We start from the raw sequence: 16,790 nt of genomic DNA on the forward strand, positions 1-16,790 counted from the left end.
CTTTCCTTACACATAACACCTAGGACAACTGTTTATTTGTCCTTTCTATGGCCTGTTTGTTCTTCCAATCTATCCACTCCTGCCCTTTTATTTTTCGCATCATATTATCGTAGTAGCGCATAACCAATACATTGTAGAAGGCCCGTCCCAAATTCGCCGGATTTCTGGGTATAGCCCTTAAACTCATAGAAAATCCCGGGCTAATGTATTTCATATAATGCCAATACCCTTCCGGCATATACAAGACCTCCCCATGTACCAAATTAGTTTTGTATCCCGTGGCATTTTGTAATGCCGGCCACATGTCATAATCCGGATTGGAAAAATCTATACTCTCATGGGTAATCAACGAATGTGGTACTTTATACAAGTACTTGTTTTCCGACTGGGGGAATAGAATAATTTCTTTCCTCCCCGCGAAATGAAAATGAAAAATGTTGGCCAGATCAATGTCGTAGTGCATAAAGGTATGGGAATTGGTCCCTCCAAAAAAAAGCATGGGCAGACCTTTCATTAAGTTAAGGCCAAAATCTGGAAATGTATAGTCCTTTTGAAGCTCAGGAACCTCCTTAAGAATATTCCATAAAAAAATTCGGTATTTTGTAGGCTCCTTTTGCAAAAGATCCAAATAATCGGACATTTTCATGGTGGCGTGGGGCTCGTTAAATCCGTCCTTATGATGTACAGGTCGATCATCATACAGCGGAACTACCTTGTTTCCGGCCACCTGTCGCATATATTCAAAACTCCATTTGGAATAGGCTGGCCATTCCTCAATACACTTTTCTATAACCACCGGTCTCTGTGGCCTAAAATAGTTGTTGAGAAACTCTTCTTTGGTAATATTCGCTACCCTTGGAATCTCCTTTAAGTTCAAAATAACTTGATTGATTAATCTAGCAAAGTTAAAAAACCAAAAATAATTTTCTTGGTAATTTAATCTAACACAGGATTACTCCGTTAGATTGGCCTTCTTTTTAGCGGCTTCGTTCCTATCTATGGTATGTCCCGGCCTGGTCCATTTTGGCTTTTCGCCCTTGGCCTGGTATTGGGAATCCTGGGCTTCAACAGTTTTAGGTTGGGAAACCTTAGTAAAAGCCTTTTGTGGGTTTAGCCCCAAAAGTTTAAACATAGCCATATCCTCATTTACGTCTGGATTGGGGGTAGTTAACAATTTGTCCCCAGCAAAAATAGAGTTGGCGCCTGCAAAGAAACACATGGCCTGCCCTTCCCTACTCATTTGTGTACGCCCGGCTGACAAACGTACCTGGGTTTCGGGCATTACAATACGGGTAGTGGCCACCATACGTACCATATCCCATATTGGAATAGGAGGCAAATCGGCCATAGGGGTACCCTCTACGGCCACTAGTGCATTTATAGGCACAGATTCGGGTTGCGGATCCAAGGTGGATAGCGCCACCAACATACCGGCCCTATCTTCCAAAGCCTCGCCCATACCAATAATACCACCGCTGCAAACCGTAACATTACTTTTACGTACATTGTCTATGGTATCCAAACGGTCTTTAAAAGCACGGGTAGAAATTACATCTTTATAATAATCCTCTGAAGTATCCAAATTATGGTTGTAAGCATAAAGTCCGGCTTCTGCCAAACGATGCGCTTGGTTCTCGGTAATCATTCCCAAGGTACAGCAAACCTCCATATCCAGTTTGTTAATGGTACGTACCATCTCCAATACTTGATCAAACTCCGGTCCGTCCTTAACATTTCTCCATGCAGCCCCCATGCACACTCTGGAGCTTCCAGCCGTTTTGGCACGTAACGCTTGGGCCTTTACCTGGGAAACGGACATTAGGTCGTTGCCCTCTACCTTGGTATGGTAACGTGCTGCCTGTGGACAATATCCACAATCTTCGGGGCAACCGCCTGTTTTAATAGACAACAAGGTAGACACCTGCACCGTATTGGGATCATGGTTTTTCCTGTGTACAGTGGCCGCCTCGTAAAGGAGCTCCATAAACGGTTTATTGTAAATATCCAGTATTTCCTGTTTGGTCCAGTTATGTCTTACTTCGCTCATACTTTTTAGTTCTTGGGGCTTTCCCCGACTTCCTTTTCCTGTCCTGCAAGGTGTAGACCTACAAGGTCATTAAGACCTTGCAGGTCCTCCTTTTAGGTATCAAAGGAAGTCGGGGTCGGGCTTTTCGCTTTATCTTTTTTGTTCACCTTCGCAAAGCTTGGTAAACATAAAAAGGATGCCGCTTCAATCCCTAAGCCAACATTTATTTAGGGGTCAAAAATAACCTAATATCTGCAGAAATTACAATATTCCATTCCTTAATTCATCGATTATTGCATTTTTCAACCGCTTTTAAAACTTTAGTTAGCCAGGAACGGACACAGAAATAGCTTGTATAAATAATAAAAACCCTCTTAAAAAGAATTAAGGAATACCTACAAGAACACTCACCGCATTTCCCCCAAAGCCCACTGCATTGACCATTACTTTCTTAATATGTTTCGGCATAGCATCGTACTTCACATATGGCACTCCTATAAACTCTTGGTGTAGCAACATCAACACCGCCAATTCCAAACTCAACATCCCAGAGGCACCAAATGAATGCCCTACTTTCCACTTATTGGTGGTCAGGGCAGGCATGTCCTTTCCAAATATTTTTTTGATAGCCGCTACTTCGGACAAATCCCCTTTAATGGTTCCAGGGGCATGCATTACCACCGCATCCACCTCATTGGGAGCGGTCTTTCCCAATGCCATTGCCATAGACCTTTGAAAACATACGGCATCAGAGGAAATGGAAATATTATGCTCCAATATTTCGGTAGCATATCCCAAACCTTCAATGCGGGCAAGGGCATTATCCAAATTACCTTTCTCCAAACAGGCCATAGAGGCCGCCTCTCCCAGAACCATACTGTTCTGTTTTTTGTCCAGGTCAAAAGCGCGACAGGGATAACCTTCCGGATCGTTCCGTTCAAACCTGGAATATATCTTAAGTGCTTTCATTTGTGCAATGGTAAAGGGTGTCAAAGGTGCCTCGCTACCCCCTACCAAAAATTTATTGGCCATGCCGCTTTTTAGCCATGCCACCCCGTTCAAAAGGGAATGTAAGGCCGTGGAACAGGTAATAGAATGGGAAATTTCCGGACCTTGGGTCTGCAGATCATGCGCCACCCAAGAGGAAATATTTCCCAAAGTGGTGGTAGGGGAAGACAAGGTAGAGGCTTCGCCCTTTTGAATAAATTCTTTGTGATACTTTTCAAAAAGGGCAGTTGCCCCTCTGGATGAACCAATGTTTACCCCAAAATCGCCTTCCTCCCATCCCGCTTGCGAAATGGTTTCCCTAGCTGCATAAATAGCGTATAACACGGTTGGGTCCAAATTCTTATACTTGGTATCCGAGTTGGCCAAAGTCAATATCCTATGCTGCGTATCCTCCGTCAAGGAAGCTCCCCAAGCGGTTATATTTTCATAGATTTTCTCCCCTAAAAAATGGTCCGGACGTTTATAGTTTTCCCATACCTCCTTTAGGGATGTTCCCAAAGGAGAGATAGAGGACAATGCCGTGATATAAATAGGCTCGTGTTGCATTAATTAAAATTTTTCAAGTACATCCCTTATACTGTCGTATATTCTTTGCATTTGATCTTTGGTAATAATGTAAGGTGCCGAAATATAGATGGTATTGCCCAAAGGGCGCAAAAATACCCCGGCATCCATAAAATGCTTAAACAGTTTATCCCTAACATTTCCATAACGCTCCATAACAATATTAAGATCCAAGGCGTATATTATTCCGGTCTGTCTGGTGGCAGCTACCTTGGGATGATCTTTTATTTGGGCATCAAACTCTTGGTGCCATTGTATTATTTGACCTATATTTTTCTGAATCTCTTCAGACTTAAGCAGTTCAATACCCGCCAAGGCCGCGGCACATGCCAAGGGATTTGCGGTATAGGTATGCCCATGAAAGAGTCCCTTGGCAATGTCATCGCTATAAAAAGCATCGTAAACATTCTGGGTACAACTTGTTACGGCCATAGGCAGCATTCCCGCCGTCAAAGCCTTGGACATACAGATTATATCGGGCTTTTCCGTCATATAATCCGAAGCAAAATGCCTTCCGGTCTTCCCGAAGCCTGTCATTACCTCATCGGCAATAGCCAAAACCCCATGCGATTTTATCACTTTTAAAATTTTTTCCAAATGCTCCGCTTTGTGCATTTTCATGGCTGCAGCTCCCTGAACCAATGGCTCATATATAAATCCGGCCACTGCATCAAGATCCATGGTATTTTCCAATTCATGCAAAAGGCCCTCCAAATTGGCATCCGTAGGAACTGGAATCCTTTTTACCTCAATAAAATAATCCTCAAAGGGACCATTATATACCGATAGGCCGGAAACGGACATGGCGCCAAAGGTATCCCCATGGAAACCATCTTCAAAAGCCATCAGAACAGCCCGCTTTTTTCCCAAATTATGATGGTACTGTAAGGCCATCTTTATCCCTATCTCCGTTGCAGTGGAACCGTTATCGGAAAAAAACAATTTCTCCTGGTTTTCCGGCAGCAGTGAAATCAGGGCTTCAGAAAGTGCTATGGCCGGTTCATGGGTAAATCCGCTAAAGACCACCTGATCCAATTGCTGCATTTGCGCATACACCTTAGCAATAATGGCATCATTGCAATGACCATAGACGCTGGTATACCAAGAAGATATGGCATCTATGTATTCCTTGCCGTGCTCATCAAATAAAACCGCCCCTTTTGCCTTGACAATGCCAAGCATTTTGGGATGCAGTTTATGTTGGGTAAGTGGGTGCCAAAGGTGTTTTTGATCCCTTTCCGAAAGACTTTTCAATTGAATATCCTTTTTAAATAGAGGTGCAAAGATGGGGAATAATGAGTAAAAACACTATCCCTATCCCAATTCATTTAAGGTGAATATACATCCCATTATCCCCTTTGGATCCAAGGAATAAATTTTTCGGCCAACGCTCTTACCAGGCCATAAGAGCGGGCCTTAATTGTTCTGCGTATTTTTTGACCACTTCCTTTGTTAAGGTAGCTTCTTGACCAATTCTGCCCAGGACAGGCACTCCTGTAATTTTAGTAATAATATCTTCAGACGCCTTATTAGGCTCCCCATTAAATAGTATGGCAACATCATAGCCCTTCAGCAACAGCCATTTAATAGTCAACAGAGAATGATTGATACTGCCCAAATAATGCTTCACCACAACAACTACATGATAGGTAGGCATAATAATATCCAATAAGGTATCGGAATCGTTCAGCGGCACCAAAACGCCACCCGCCCCTTCGATCACCATATGGTTCTCCGTTTTGGGCTCCTGTATTTTATTGTGATCTATATAAACCCCTTCCAAGGCAGCGGCAGCATGTGGACTCATTGGCGCCTTTAACGAGTAGCTACTCTTATGCAATACCGTTTTGGTATTGGAGATTAGGTTGGAAATGGTTTCACTATCGGAATCGTCCCCAGTTTGAACGGGTTTCCAGTAATCTGCTTCCAAGGCCTCGACCAAGACTGCCGAGGTAATTGTCTTTCCTACATCTGTTGATATTCCTGTTACAAAAAATTGTTTCATTCTAGCTTGGTTCTGTTATAAACTCACAATTTAGACATTTATACTTTCTTTTTTCAAAAAATGGAAAAAGTTTATAAAAAATCCCTTTCCTGTTATAATAAATCTCCATTCTCTCTGCCTTGCAGTTGGGACAACGCCTAAAATTACCATGGTCATCCATGGCATAGGCCCTAATTTCATTGTAGATTTCCGTAGCTTTTTCCTTATCGGAATAATATACTTGCAGCTTCACACCGCCTATGGCATTACTGATCAGGGGGTCGGAATTGAGGGTATTCTCATCCCTTAGAAATACGGGGATACCATCGGCCTCCAATCGACCTTTTAAAATCTGAACGTCGGCTACATACTCAAAGGCAGCCAAGGTGTAAAATTCTGGATTCATCTCTTATCAAATAATTCGGCCAATATTAAAAGTACATCCTTAATTTCATTTTTTGTATTAAAACTATGCAAACAAAACCGCAATCGTTCCTGACCTTTTGGTACGGTAGGCGACATAATGGGTTTTACATCAAAACCTCTATCCTGCAACTGTAGCGACCAATTTTTCACCTTTTCATTGCCTTCCACCAGACAACAATGTACGGCCGAATTACTGGGAATAAAACAGGCTTCAAGGTCATAATTCTTTAACTGATCCTTAAAAAAACTAATATTGGCACTAAGTTCCTGCTGCTCCCTGCCTGAGGCAGATAAATGTTCACAAGCCGCCAATATCGTTGCCAACGAATGAGGGGGCATTCCGGTAGTATAAATAAAACTGCGTGCAAAATTTACCAAATAACTTTTAAGCGCATCGCTCCCCAATATTGCAGCGCCATGGCAGCCCATGGCCTTGCCGAAAGTGACAATCCTGGCAAATACCATGTCCTGCAATCCCAATTCATTTAGAAGTCCCTCTCCCCTTTTACCAAATACCCCAACTGCATGGGCTTCGTCCACTACCAAATAGGCTCCTTTGGAAGCACACAATTCCACCAATGCTTTTAAATCCGGAGTATCCCCATCCATGGAAAAGACTGATTCCGTAACCACATAAATATCGCTACCAATTTTTATTTCCCGGACACGGTCTATCTGCCGACTTAGAACTTCCAATTGGTTGTGTTTAAACTTATAGCTCTGTGCAAGGCCCATTCCAATACCATCCCTTATACTGGCATGTGAGAGTTCGTCATAAAAAACAACATCTGTACGCTGTGGCACGGCACTAAAAAACCCTATGTTGGCATCGTATCCCGAATTGAAGACCAATGCCGATTCCGAGCCGAAAAAGCTGGCCAGCACCTCTTCCAATTGCCTATAAAGTCCGTTATTACCGGTTAACAGCCTGGATCCAGTAGCGCCATTGGCCCAGGCACCCTTTTTTTCCAAAAGTTTGGACGCCTTAATAAATATGGCCTCATTTCTGGCAAGTCCCAAATAGTCGTTGGAGGAAAAATCGATCAGGCCCTTGGGCATAGGCAACATCCGAAGGGCGTTATTGTCCTGCCTTTCGGTTAGTTTTGCCATCAATTTTTTTGGGAATTCCGTCATATTGCAAATGTAGCATATCCTGTATTTATATAGTATATTCGTTTATACAAAGCCTTGGAAAATAATAATGCGGGAACCTTATCCTTGTCCAGGTTTCCCGACAATAAAAAAGTATCGAAATCAATTTGTATGAAAATCAATATTTTAAGCCTCTTTTTTCTTGCCATTAGCCTTGGCCTACAGGGCCAAACAAATCAATATAGTATATCTTTTGAAAATGCCGAACACCACGAAGCGGAAATTACAGCCTCCTTTCCATCACTGAATCCCGGTGTACTTTCTGTGCGTATGGGCCGCTCCTCCCCTGGACGCTATGCCCTGCACGAATTTGCGAAAAATGTATACAATTTCAAGGCCACGGACAGCAAGGGAAAGGCTTTGGAAATTACCAGACCCAATCCCTATCAGTGGAATATTACTGGCCATGATGGAGAAGTAAACATAAGCTATACCATTTTTGCCAATCGAGGGGATGGCACCTATGCCCAAATTGATGAGACCCATGCGCATCTGAATATCCCTGCCACCTTTATGTACGTGACCAATTTGAGCGATCGGAAAATAGAAGTGGATTTTAAGGTAAGAAAAGACCTCAACTGGATGGTGGCCACCCAAATGCCGCATGTTTCGGGCAATATTTATACGGCACCCAACTTACAGTACTTTATGGACAGTCCCACAGAGATCAGCAATTACAGCATTCGCCAATTTGTGGTAGACAATAACGGTACCCCACAGAACATACAATTTGTATTGCACCACAACGGAACGGAAGCGGAGCTGGACACCTATTTTGAGCAGGTAAAAAAAGTGGTTTTGGCCGAAAAGGAGGTCTTTGGTGAACTCCCCAACTACGACTATGGAACTTACACCTTTTTGGCCTGTTATATCCCCAATGCCTCAGGGGATGGCATGGAACACAGGAATTCTACCATTCTTACGGACAGGGAAGGCTTGGCCGAAGGTGGAATGAAGAACAATATTGGCACCGTTGCCCATGAATTTTTTCACTGCTGGAACGTGGAACGTATCCGGCCAAAGGCCTTGGAACCCTTCAATTTTGCCGAGGCCAATATGAGCGGGGAACTCTGGTTTGCGGAAGGTTTTACAAGCTATTATACCAATTTTATTCTTTGTCGCGCGGGCATCATCACCCCAGAGGATTATGTAGAAGGCCTAACCGGAACTTTCAACTATGTTTGGAACTCTCCGGCCAGGCAATTCTTTAACCCTATTGAAATGAGCTACCAAGCTCCTTTTGTGGACGCTGCCACTTCTGTGGATCCGGTGAACAGGGAAAACACCTTTATTTCGTACTATTCCTATGGCAGTGTATTGGGACTGGCCCTGGATCTTTCGTTGCGACAAAACGGACTCAATTTGGACGATTATATGAAATTGGTGTGGCAGACCTATGGCAAGAAGGAAATTCCATATACGCTACAAGACCTACATCAAACATTAGTGCTATATGCGGGAAAGGAATTTGGAAATGCATTCTTTGATAGTTACATATTTAAAAGTGAAATGCCTGATTATGCTGTATTGTTTGCCTCGGTAGGAGTAGTTTTGAAACAAGCTATGGACAAGCCTTATTTTGGAGCGAGTGTAAGTATCAACCAATTTGGATCTGGAGTTATTCAACGGAACACCCCAATAGGGAGTCCGGCCTATACCGCAGGGTTGGACTCCGGGGATGTTATTACCGCTATCAACAACGTTCCGCTGACTGCAACACAGAGTTTTAACGACATTATAAACCAATATAAAGTAGGAGACACGCTACTAGTAGCCTATACCCGCTATGGCCTTCCAAAAACTACTTCTGTAATTCTCTCAGGAAACCCAACCTATAGCATACAGTTAATAGAAAAGGATGGTGGCAAACCGAACAAACAAGTGTTAAAAAATAGAAAGGACTGGTTAAAACTGGATTAAATGGAAATAAAATTCACCCGCTGCACCTCAAAATCGGAATTGCAGCAAATCTTGGACCTGCAACAAAAAAACCATTTACAAAATGTGAATGCAGAAGAAAAGATTAAGGAAGGCTTTGTCACTGTTTCCCACACCTTGAAAATCTTATCGGAAATGAATGACGCCTGTCCACACATCATTGCCAAGGACCAAGAAAAGGTAGTGGGCTATGCCCTTTGCATGCACCCCCGTTTTGGTAATGACATTGAGGTATTGAAGCCCATGTTCTTGGAGATAGCTTCCGTGGTACCCAAAACTGAATCCTTTATAGCCATGGGTCAAATCTGTATAGACAAGGAGTACCGGCGACAGGGCATTTTTAGAAAGCTGTACGAAACCATGAAGAAATCCATACAACCTGAATTTAACAGCATCATTACAGAGGTTGACGCCACCAACCTGCGTTCCCTTGAGGCCCATTACGCAGTTGGGTTCAAGGAACTGAAAGCCTACCATGCCGGGGGACAGGATTGGAAGTTGATTGTTTTGAAATAATGACTTTTTGAGAAATTAAGAAGGAATAGGGCACGAGCCGGAGTTCCTGGGGCCCGCCCGTGCCATTCAGTCAGGCGTGACACTGAAGCCTGAGGGTATAACCTAAGAATTGTCTATGTTACCAATTTTTGGTATTTTTAAAATAAAAATAGTTAAGATGAGTAAGAACACATCAATATCACTCGGAAATCATTTTGAAGAATTTGTCAATGATGAAGTTAAATCTGGGAGATACAGTTCTGTTAGTGAAGTAATACGCTCCGCATTAAGGTTATTGGAGCATGAAGAAAAAAAAGAAAGGGAATTGATTAAGGCTCTCGAGATTGGAGAAAGAAGTGGGTTTGTGGACAACTTCGATCCTGAACAACATCTGAAAGACTTACATCAGCGACACTTATGAGTAACAACAGATTTCGAATCAGTAAACAAGCAACTAATGATTTAAACGACATTTGGATCTATACATTCCGAAAATGGTCCAAAGACCAGGCAGATAGATACTATAATTTAATTATTGAAGAAATTGAGTTTGTTGCAGACAATTTTATGACTGGAAAATCTGTGGAGCAGACTCGCAAGGGCTATCGGGTAACCAAAATAAAATCGCATCTAATTTTTTACAAAAAAGCTGAAGACGGCATTGTGGAAATCATCAGAATTCTACATCAAAGAATGGATATTAAAAAGAGGCAGTCATAACGATATACACATTATAATAATCCAGTGAAAATATTCATGTTTCTTACAAATTTTAAGAGCTTTAGGATTAATTTTTAAATCGATTCACATTTCTATCCCACTAATCGGAATCCACATAAGTCCCGCGCAAGCGCGAGCCTGTATTAGCCAGGTAGGCATGTATTTGCCATATTATAAATCAAAAACTCAATTCCCTAACCGGCACTACTACGGAGCTTGAGAATAACGAATTCCCTTCCCGCAACATGGACATTGATGTTTAATGCCAAGTTTTTATATATTTATAAGGTCTGCAAGATTTTTTCTCAAAATGCTGACCCAAAGCTTGTGCCCATGATAAAATATTCCTTTTTAACAATCTTCTTCTTCTCATGTTTATTTTTAGCATATGGACAGGCAGAAAATGTAATTATCACCTCCAAAAAGAAAAAAACCCAAGTAAAAGCAGACAAAAATGGGAAATTGCTTGTAAATGTATCCCCAAAGGATGTCCTCGAATTCAAAGCCCAAGGCTGGGTGAGGTATAGCGACTTCGGGGCCACAGGTGACGGAAAAACAGATGATATGAACGCCATTGCGGCCACCCATGCCTTTGCCAATCTTCACGGCCTTATGGTGAAAGCTGACGGGGGTTATATCTATTACATTGGAGGAAGAGAGCGTACAGCGGAGATCCGAACGGATACAGATTTCGGTACAGCTTCCTTTATTATTGATGACACCGAAGTCCAGAACCACAGGGCCTCTGTTTTTTTAGTGTCCTCCCAGCTGCAGCCCTTTAAACTGGATGGCATAACCTCACTTAGGAGAAACCAGGAGAAAATAGACATTATCCTGCCCCAAACCTGTCTTATTACGGTCACGAATTCCAACGTAAAGCACTATATACGCTATGGGCGGAACCAAGACAATGGCTCCCAACAAACGGATATCTTTGTTGTTGACAAAAACGGCAATGTGGATTTGGATGCCCCGATTATTTGGGACTTCGAACAGATTACCAAAGTAACCGCCATTCCCTTGGACACCACAACGCTTAACATAAGGGGAGGACGTTTTACTACCATTGCCAATAAGGCCGAATCCAAGTACAACTATTATAGCAGAAACATTGCCGTTACCCGTTCCAATGTGGTGATCGATGGGCTGGAGCACCACGTTATTGGAGAAGGAGATCAGGGTGCGCCCTATGGCGGCTTTATAAATATCAGTGACTGCGCCTATGTAAGGATGAAGAATACGATCCTCACCGGACGCAAAACCTACCGCACAATCGGCTCGGCCGGGAAACCGGTCTCCATGGGTTCCTACGACCTACTGGTAAACCGTGCCCTCAATGTAACTTTAGAGAACTGCGGGCAAACCAATGATATCAATGACAATACCTATTGGGGGGTAATGAGTTCCAACTACTCCAAGAACCTGGTCTATGACCATTGCACCTTTTCCCGCTTCGATGCCCATAAGGGGGTGGCGAATGCCACGATCCGAAACTCCACCCTTGGCCATATGGGGATCAATGCCATTGGTAGCGGTGTCCTGACCGTTGAAAACAGTACCATTCGAGGTAGAACCCTGATCAATTTGCGCGAGGATTATGGCAGTACGTGGCAGGGAGAAGTAGTGATTCGCAACTGCGCATTTGTACCCGAAGGGGGCAAGCCCTCCAGCGCCAACATTATAGGAGGCTCCCACTCCGGGCAGCACAATTTTGGCTACCCCTGTTATATGCCGGAAAGGATTACCATAGAAAACCTTCATATAGATGACACCAATCACAAGGAAGATTATCAAGGGCCTGCCATTTTTAAAGATTTCAACGAAGAAATGACGGACGATTCGTATATAGAGGAATTTCCCTATATCAGAACCAATGAAATAATTCTAAAGAATGTAACCACGGCAAGCGGCAAGGACCTAATTATTAGTAGTAATCCATACATGTTCAAGGATGTGAAGGTGCATACTGATTAAGGAGCTCAATATTAGAATATTTTATTCCATGGCGTTAACATACTTGAGTCGGCTGAAATACTTGCCTAAATGCGAGTACACTCTTGAACTTCAACATTATAACAATGACCTAAATTGAAATTTTTCATCAATTTTGCGGACTGTCTTGCTATTCCAATTTGGAAAATTGAACCATAGTTGTAAATAGGGAATAAATTTTGATATTTAACTAACATGTATTTACTTTGTAATAACATTTAATAAAATTATGGAAGCAACTATAATCAAAATAGGAAATTCAAAAGGACTTCGTCTAAGCAAGACAATTTTGGAAAAATACAATATAAAAGACAAGGTGGAACTTATTCTTGAAAAAGGACATATCATTCTCAAACCTATTACTATACCTAGAAAAAACTGGGACAAAGAATTTAAAAAAATGAACGATAATGGAGATGACAAATTACTCATGAATGATGTTTTCGAAGATGAAAATCTAGAAGAATGGATTTAAAGCAATATAACATCGTTCTAGTAAATTTAGATCCGACAATTGGAAGTGAAATAAAAAAAACAAGACCTTGTGTTATTATCTCTCCAGATGAAATGAACAAATATTTAAATACAATTGTCCTTGCACCAATGACAACTATTTTGAAAAAATATCCAACAAGAGTTTCGGTAAAACACCATGGTAAAAAGGGAATGGTTGCAATCGACCAAATCAGGTCCGTTGACAAAACAAGAATAATCCGAGTTTTTGAAAGCCTAACCCAAACAGAAATAGAAAAATGTAAGGAGATAATAAAAGAAACCTTTGTTGACTAACAATATAGACCAAATGCACTTGAATGGATCAATACATCAATCCTAACTGCTAAAATGAAAACAGCCTACCTCAAAATACATGAAAACAGATACTAGAAGAATACAACCAACTAATCAAAAACTAAACCGCGACTCAAATTCCCCTGCTAGCGCGAGCATCATGCTCGTGCTATTCCCAATAATCGACTTAAGATTAAAAGGATTAATAGCACCAATTACCAAATCATTACGTTTAGCTAGCAGTGTAAGTAAGAAAACCTCATCAATGAGGTTTGAACATCTTATTATATGTAAAAGAATATAAATATTGAATTTTTAATACTTTTATATTTAATTGCATATAATTAAGTACTATTACAAAATTTTATATCTAATTACATATAATGAAACAGTTGGCGGAATTTGTGAAAGAACGCAGAAAAAAAGTTAATCTTACTCAGGAAGAATTCGCGGAACGTGCAGGTGTTGCATTAACGGTAGTGCGCAAAATTGAACAAGGAAAAACAAATCTAAATTTAGATAAGGTAAACCTAGTACTCCGCATGTTTGGGCATGAATTAGGTCCTGTGAATAGTAGAATATTTAATAAATGAACTAATAAAGACACTTTTATGTGAGACAATATGAATTGGCCAACAGAAGTGATGTTCGCACCTCACCGCACAAAGTGTTATGCCTTTGCGCTATACTCGCCATGAGTTTAGCGATGAAATCCAGACTATGTTAAGCCCCTGTACTCCATAATCCCGTGCCGTTATTTCAAGAAACCCAAAAGCACTGCACATACGGTTATCCGCAAGGCAAACATGCGCGGATTTTATTTCTTTACCATCATAAGACAATAGCCCATTCTTATGCTTGTCAAAAGTTTGATCAATAATCAACAATATTTGAGTTCAAGGGATATTTTGGAACTTGATCTACGTACTGAACATGAATAATAAAAATTACTATATTAGAAGTTTGTAAACACACTTGGTTGTAGTATTCCCCCCATTGTACACCACAGAAATTTAATAGAAAAACGATAAATTGTACGTTGTAGTAAATATTTGATGCCGCTATAATAGAAATATAGCAACAAATAACTTTATTCCTACGTTACCCGCAAGCTAAAAAAAACAAAATATGGAATCATCTGACTGGATTTCTTTAGGAGCAATTATCGTTTCAACGATAGCACTTGGAGTTTCAATAATTGCAATCTGGAATACCCATTTCAAAAAGTTCACACCAATTTTGACAGTTGGTAACTGCAAGTTCAGAATTTATCCTATAAAAAGTGAAGGCGAAAAATGGTATTTACCAAGTTTTAATATTCCCATCAGTTTTACAAATAATGGAGCTCAAATTGGAAAGATTGAAGATATTAGAATAAAAATATCATTTCCTGAACTTCCAATACCTAATCATTATGAAATTTTTGAACCTAAATGGATTGTAGATGGTAAAAAACTAACGAATAATAGATTTGAATGGATTGATAATGCTGTTCTCGAAGATTGGATGCCAACAGTTATAGTTTCAAAAGAAACTAAAATAAAAGAAATTGTTTTTGAAACAAGATGGGAAGAACCAGTTATTCAAAAAAAGATGCTCTGTATTTTAGAAATAAAAATTGACGATAAGCCTAAATGGATAAAAGCAGCTGAATGGAATTACTTTTTGGATGAGAAAAGATGGTTGAATTTAGCGGAAAGAGGAACCGCATACATATCGTCGCCAAAGCCGACACAAACTAAAGATGTTTCAATTCAACCTGCTGATTTACATAAATATACCGGAACTAAAGAACCATTACCTAAATTGGATTTGAATCACGCACCTTCCTATCTTGATTACAAAAAAGACGAAAAAGCCAGCGGGTAATTGAGTAGACGGCTCCGCCGTTGACTGACGGAGTGCGCCTCTCACACCACCGTACGTACGGGTCTCGTATACGGCGGTTCGTAAATTGATGGGTTCAATTCCATGTAAAGCTTTAACATTGCTTGGTAGCCCCTGTTTTGAAGTCTTTTGAGGGTAATAGTGGAGTTCAAAATTGGACTCTGGGCTACTGCCCAACCTCCTTTTCTTGTTCTACTCCACGCATATGCATGGTCTTGGTCTACACCCAATCGGATTAGGTTTTTCCTTTTCCTCTCGGGCTTCTTCCAGTCTGTCCATATGCAATAGCGCAAACGATTCCTAAGCCATCCATCCAAATCACGAAGTTTGCCATGGATACTTGTTCCCCGGAAATAGTTTAACCATCCCCGTTGGATTTCGTTTATCTTGGCAACCCGCTCATCGAAACTCATGGGCTTGGTTTTAGCGGTTATCGTCTTTACCCTCATTTTTAAACTCTTCCATGCTTTTTCACTCACTACCAATTGGTATTTGCCCTTCTCCCCTTTGATATAGGTGGGTACGAAACCAAAACCCAAGATGGTGAACTGCACTGGCTTCCTTACGCCACTTTTCTCCCGGTTTACCGCGAGTTTAAGTTTCGTCTTTAGGTACTTTGAGATTGCTCCCATCGTTGCCGTTGCATCACTTCTTCGTCTGGTGTAGACACTGAAATCGTCGGCATAGCGAACGAACCGAAGTTTCCGTCTGGTCAGTTCTTTATCCAGCTCGTTGAGCAGGATGTTGGACAATAACGGACTGATCGGGCTTCCCTGTGGGACGCCTTTTCTCCTCTTTTCAAGTTTGCCATTGATCAAGATCGGTGCTCGTAACCATTTACGTATCAATTGGAGCGTAATTTGACATTTTACCTTTTGGTAGAGCAAGTTCAAAAGCAGGCAATGGTCTACTTCATCGAAAAATGTCTTTAGGTCTATATCTACGATAAAACTATACCCCTCATGGATATATTCCAGAGCCTTGCCAACTGCTTGGCGGGCATTTCTGTTGGGGCGGAATCCATAACTATAGGCACTGAAACCATTTTCAAATTTAGGCATCACAACTTGTGATACCGCTTGTTGGAGCAACCTGTCGGTTACTGTTGGGATTCCCAAGAGACGGGATTTCCCGTTTGCCTTGGGAATTTCCACACCAAGAATGGCTTGGGGTCGGTACTTTCCTTGCTTTACCGTTTGGAGTATGTGCAACTTGTTCTCTCGCAGATACTCTGTGAGTTCCGTTGTTTTCATTCCATCGATTCCTGCACTGCCCTTGTTCGCAATTACTTGTTCTAGGGCTTTTTGCAGATTGTAAGGATGTACTACTTGTCCAATCATTTTTTTGGTTTACATTTTCTTTGACCTGTCTTCGTTACAGAGGGCTATCCGCCTAGGGCGGATTCCGTTCTGCATTGAAGACCAATTTACGTTTGGCCCTTCCTTTGCTTGTGAGACCTCGGATTTATCCATCCGCTCGTTTCTGTAAAGTACTATGACCTCTGCTGACTTCTCTACCTAACCAACTCGTAGTTGTAGAGACCTCCCCAGGTAATGGCATCTTCTTTCCCCCGATTCCTGCCGTATCTACATAAATGCACCTTTTGTACTCATTGGGCGTTACAATGATGTGCTTGCTTACCCATGCATAAATGCCTCATATACGGTTCCTGTCCGTCAGTACCGAGCTTTGTAGTCTCGCTTCCTTCAGATGTAACCTCGCAGTTACCACCCTTGCGACTTACTAATGGTTCAAGGAGTTACCCCTGCCCATAAGGGACTTGCACCCTCTAGATTAATACCATATCTT

Annotated in this window: 17 protein-coding genes; 9 read left to right on the top strand and 8 right to left on the bottom strand. The window is 41.5% G+C overall.

What is annotated here, in order from left to right; all coding sequences use genetic code 11:
- Nucleotides 1–19: 19 nt before the first annotated feature.
- The 7 genes from U735_RS0120640 to U735_RS0120670 all read right to left on the bottom strand — a co-directional run bounded on the left by U735_RS0120640 (nucleotide 20) and on the right by U735_RS0120670 (nucleotide 7,118).
- Nucleotides 20–877: a cupin-like domain-containing protein gene (locus tag U735_RS0120640; protein WP_031445636.1), complete on the bottom strand. Its 858-nt coding sequence runs from the start codon at nucleotides 875–877 to the stop codon at nucleotides 20–22.
- Nucleotides 878–952: 75 nt separating this feature from the next.
- On the bottom strand, nucleotides 953–2,047 hold the full coding sequence (gene bioB, locus U735_RS0120645) for a biotin synthase BioB (protein ID WP_031445637.1): 1,095 nt from the start codon (nucleotides 2,045–2,047) through the stop codon (nucleotides 953–955).
- Nucleotides 2,048–2,410: 363 nt separating this feature from the next.
- Entirely contained in the window at nucleotides 2,411–3,580 is a 1,170-nt protein-coding gene (locus tag U735_RS0120650) for a beta-ketoacyl synthase N-terminal-like domain-containing protein (protein WP_031445638.1), read from the bottom strand.
- A gap of 3 nt (nucleotides 3,581–3,583) precedes the next feature.
- Entirely contained in the window at nucleotides 3,584–4,852 is a 1,269-nt protein-coding gene (gene bioA / locus U735_RS0120655) for an adenosylmethionine--8-amino-7-oxononanoate transaminase (RefSeq protein ID WP_031445639.1), read from the bottom strand.
- 139 nt (nucleotides 4,853–4,991) lie between these two features.
- Nucleotides 4,992–5,603 carry a dethiobiotin synthase gene (bioD, locus tag U735_RS0120660; protein ID WP_031445640.1) on the bottom strand — a complete coding sequence of 204 codons (612 nt, stop codon included), beginning with the start codon at nucleotides 5,601–5,603 and terminating at the stop codon, nucleotides 4,992–4,994.
- A gap of 1 nt (nucleotide 5,604) precedes the next feature.
- Nucleotides 5,605–5,988 (bottom strand): putative signal transducing protein, encoded by a 384-nt coding sequence (locus U735_RS0120665; RefSeq protein WP_031445641.1) that lies wholly within the window; start codon nucleotides 5,986–5,988, stop codon nucleotides 5,605–5,607.
- Entirely contained in the window at nucleotides 5,985–7,118 is a 1,134-nt protein-coding gene (locus U735_RS0120670) for an aminotransferase class I/II-fold pyridoxal phosphate-dependent enzyme (RefSeq protein ID WP_232233295.1), read from the bottom strand. Before U735_RS0120670 ends, U735_RS0120665 begins: the two co-directional genes overlap by 4 nt.
- Nucleotides 7,119–7,271: 153 nt before the next feature.
- Between U735_RS0120670 and U735_RS0120680 the strand changes: the two genes are divergently transcribed.
- From U735_RS0120680 to U735_RS0120720, 9 genes are all read left to right on the top strand, one after another.
- The gene (locus tag U735_RS0120680; protein WP_031445643.1) at nucleotides 7,272–9,080 is read left to right on the top strand and encodes a M61 family metallopeptidase; all 1,809 of its coding nucleotides are present in this window, start codon (nucleotides 7,272–7,274) and stop codon (nucleotides 9,078–9,080) included.
- Nucleotides 9,081–9,614 carry a GNAT family N-acetyltransferase gene (locus U735_RS0120685; protein WP_031445644.1) on the top strand — a complete coding sequence of 178 codons (534 nt, stop codon included), beginning with the start codon at nucleotides 9,081–9,083 and terminating at the stop codon, nucleotides 9,612–9,614.
- 157 nt (nucleotides 9,615–9,771) lie between these two features.
- Nucleotides 9,772–10,014 carry a type II toxin-antitoxin system ParD family antitoxin gene (locus tag U735_RS0120690; RefSeq protein WP_031445645.1) on the top strand — a complete coding sequence of 81 codons (243 nt, stop codon included), beginning with the start codon at nucleotides 9,772–9,774 and terminating at the stop codon, nucleotides 10,012–10,014.
- On the top strand, nucleotides 10,011–10,313 hold the full coding sequence (locus U735_RS0120695) for a type II toxin-antitoxin system RelE/ParE family toxin (protein ID WP_031445646.1): 303 nt from the start codon (nucleotides 10,011–10,013) through the stop codon (nucleotides 10,311–10,313). Before U735_RS0120690 ends, U735_RS0120695 begins: the two co-directional genes overlap by 4 nt.
- 333 nt (nucleotides 10,314–10,646) lie before the next feature.
- On the top strand, nucleotides 10,647–12,287 hold the full coding sequence (locus tag U735_RS0120700) for a hypothetical protein (protein ID WP_031445647.1): 1,641 nt from the start codon (nucleotides 10,647–10,649) through the stop codon (nucleotides 12,285–12,287).
- A gap of 247 nt (nucleotides 12,288–12,534) precedes the next feature.
- Nucleotides 12,535–12,780, top strand: coding sequence for an AbrB/MazE/SpoVT family DNA-binding domain-containing protein (locus U735_RS0120705; RefSeq protein ID WP_031445648.1), 246 nt, complete (start codon nucleotides 12,535–12,537; stop codon nucleotides 12,778–12,780).
- Nucleotides 12,771–13,094 (top strand): type II toxin-antitoxin system PemK/MazF family toxin, encoded by a 324-nt coding sequence (locus tag U735_RS0120710; RefSeq protein WP_031445649.1) that lies wholly within the window; start codon nucleotides 12,771–12,773, stop codon nucleotides 13,092–13,094. Before U735_RS0120705 ends, U735_RS0120710 begins: the two co-directional genes overlap by 10 nt.
- A 383-nt stretch (nucleotides 13,095–13,477) precedes the next feature.
- Nucleotides 13,478–13,687: a type II toxin-antitoxin system Y4mF family antitoxin gene (locus U735_RS0120715; protein ID WP_031445650.1), complete on the top strand. Its 210-nt coding sequence runs from the start codon at nucleotides 13,478–13,480 to the stop codon at nucleotides 13,685–13,687.
- Between the two features lie 535 nt (nucleotides 13,688–14,222).
- Nucleotides 14,223–14,963 carry a hypothetical protein gene (locus U735_RS0120720; protein WP_031445651.1) on the top strand — a complete coding sequence of 247 codons (741 nt, stop codon included), beginning with the start codon at nucleotides 14,223–14,225 and terminating at the stop codon, nucleotides 14,961–14,963.
- Between the two features lie 41 nt (nucleotides 14,964–15,004).
- Here U735_RS0120720 and ltrA read toward each other — a convergent pair whose 3' ends face one another.
- On the bottom strand, nucleotides 15,005–16,321 hold the full coding sequence (gene ltrA / locus U735_RS0120725) for a group II intron reverse transcriptase/maturase (protein WP_031445652.1): 1,317 nt from the start codon (nucleotides 16,319–16,321) through the stop codon (nucleotides 15,005–15,007).
- Between the last annotated feature and the right edge of the window lie 469 nt (nucleotides 16,322–16,790).

Origin of the sequence: Arenibacter algicola, from assembly GCF_000733925.1 — a bacterium.
Taxonomy (GTDB): domain Bacteria; phylum Bacteroidota; class Bacteroidia; order Flavobacteriales; family Flavobacteriaceae; genus Arenibacter; species Arenibacter algicola.

Excerpts from the sequence above, each read along its gene's own strand:
- bioB (WP_031445637.1), bottom strand. The coding sequence starts at position 2,047 with ATGAGCGAAGTAAGACATAACTGGACCAAACAGGAAATACTGGATATT.
- U735_RS0120650 (WP_031445638.1), bottom strand. The coding sequence starts at position 3,580 with ATGCAACACGAGCCTATTTATATCACGGCATTGTCCTCTATCTCTCCT.
- bioD (WP_031445640.1), bottom strand. The coding sequence starts at position 5,603 with ATGAAACAATTTTTTGTAACAGGAATATCAACAGATGTAGGAAAGACA.
- U735_RS0120665 (WP_031445641.1), bottom strand. The coding sequence starts at position 5,988 with ATGAATCCAGAATTTTACACCTTGGCTGCCTTTGAGTATGTAGCCGAC.
- U735_RS0120670 (WP_232233295.1), bottom strand. The coding sequence starts at position 7,118 with ATGGCAAAACTAACCGAAAGGCAGGACAATAACGCCCTTCGGATGTTG.
- U735_RS0120680 (WP_031445643.1), top strand. The coding sequence starts at position 7,272 with ATGAAAATCAATATTTTAAGCCTCTTTTTTCTTGCCATTAGCCTTGGC.
- U735_RS0120685 (WP_031445644.1), top strand. The coding sequence starts at position 9,081 with ATGGAAATAAAATTCACCCGCTGCACCTCAAAATCGGAATTGCAGCAA.
- U735_RS0120690 (WP_031445645.1), top strand. The coding sequence starts at position 9,772 with ATGAGTAAGAACACATCAATATCACTCGGAAATCATTTTGAAGAATTT.
- U735_RS0120695 (WP_031445646.1), top strand. The coding sequence starts at position 10,011 with ATGAGTAACAACAGATTTCGAATCAGTAAACAAGCAACTAATGATTTA.
- U735_RS0120700 (WP_031445647.1), top strand. The coding sequence starts at position 10,647 with ATGATAAAATATTCCTTTTTAACAATCTTCTTCTTCTCATGTTTATTT.
- U735_RS0120705 (WP_031445648.1), top strand. The coding sequence starts at position 12,535 with ATGGAAGCAACTATAATCAAAATAGGAAATTCAAAAGGACTTCGTCTA.
- U735_RS0120710 (WP_031445649.1), top strand. The coding sequence starts at position 12,771 with ATGGATTTAAAGCAATATAACATCGTTCTAGTAAATTTAGATCCGACA.
- U735_RS0120715 (WP_031445650.1), top strand. The coding sequence starts at position 13,478 with ATGAAACAGTTGGCGGAATTTGTGAAAGAACGCAGAAAAAAAGTTAAT.
- U735_RS0120720 (WP_031445651.1), top strand. The coding sequence starts at position 14,223 with ATGGAATCATCTGACTGGATTTCTTTAGGAGCAATTATCGTTTCAACG.
- ltrA (WP_031445652.1), bottom strand. The coding sequence starts at position 16,321 with ATGATTGGACAAGTAGTACATCCTTACAATCTGCAAAAAGCCCTAGAA.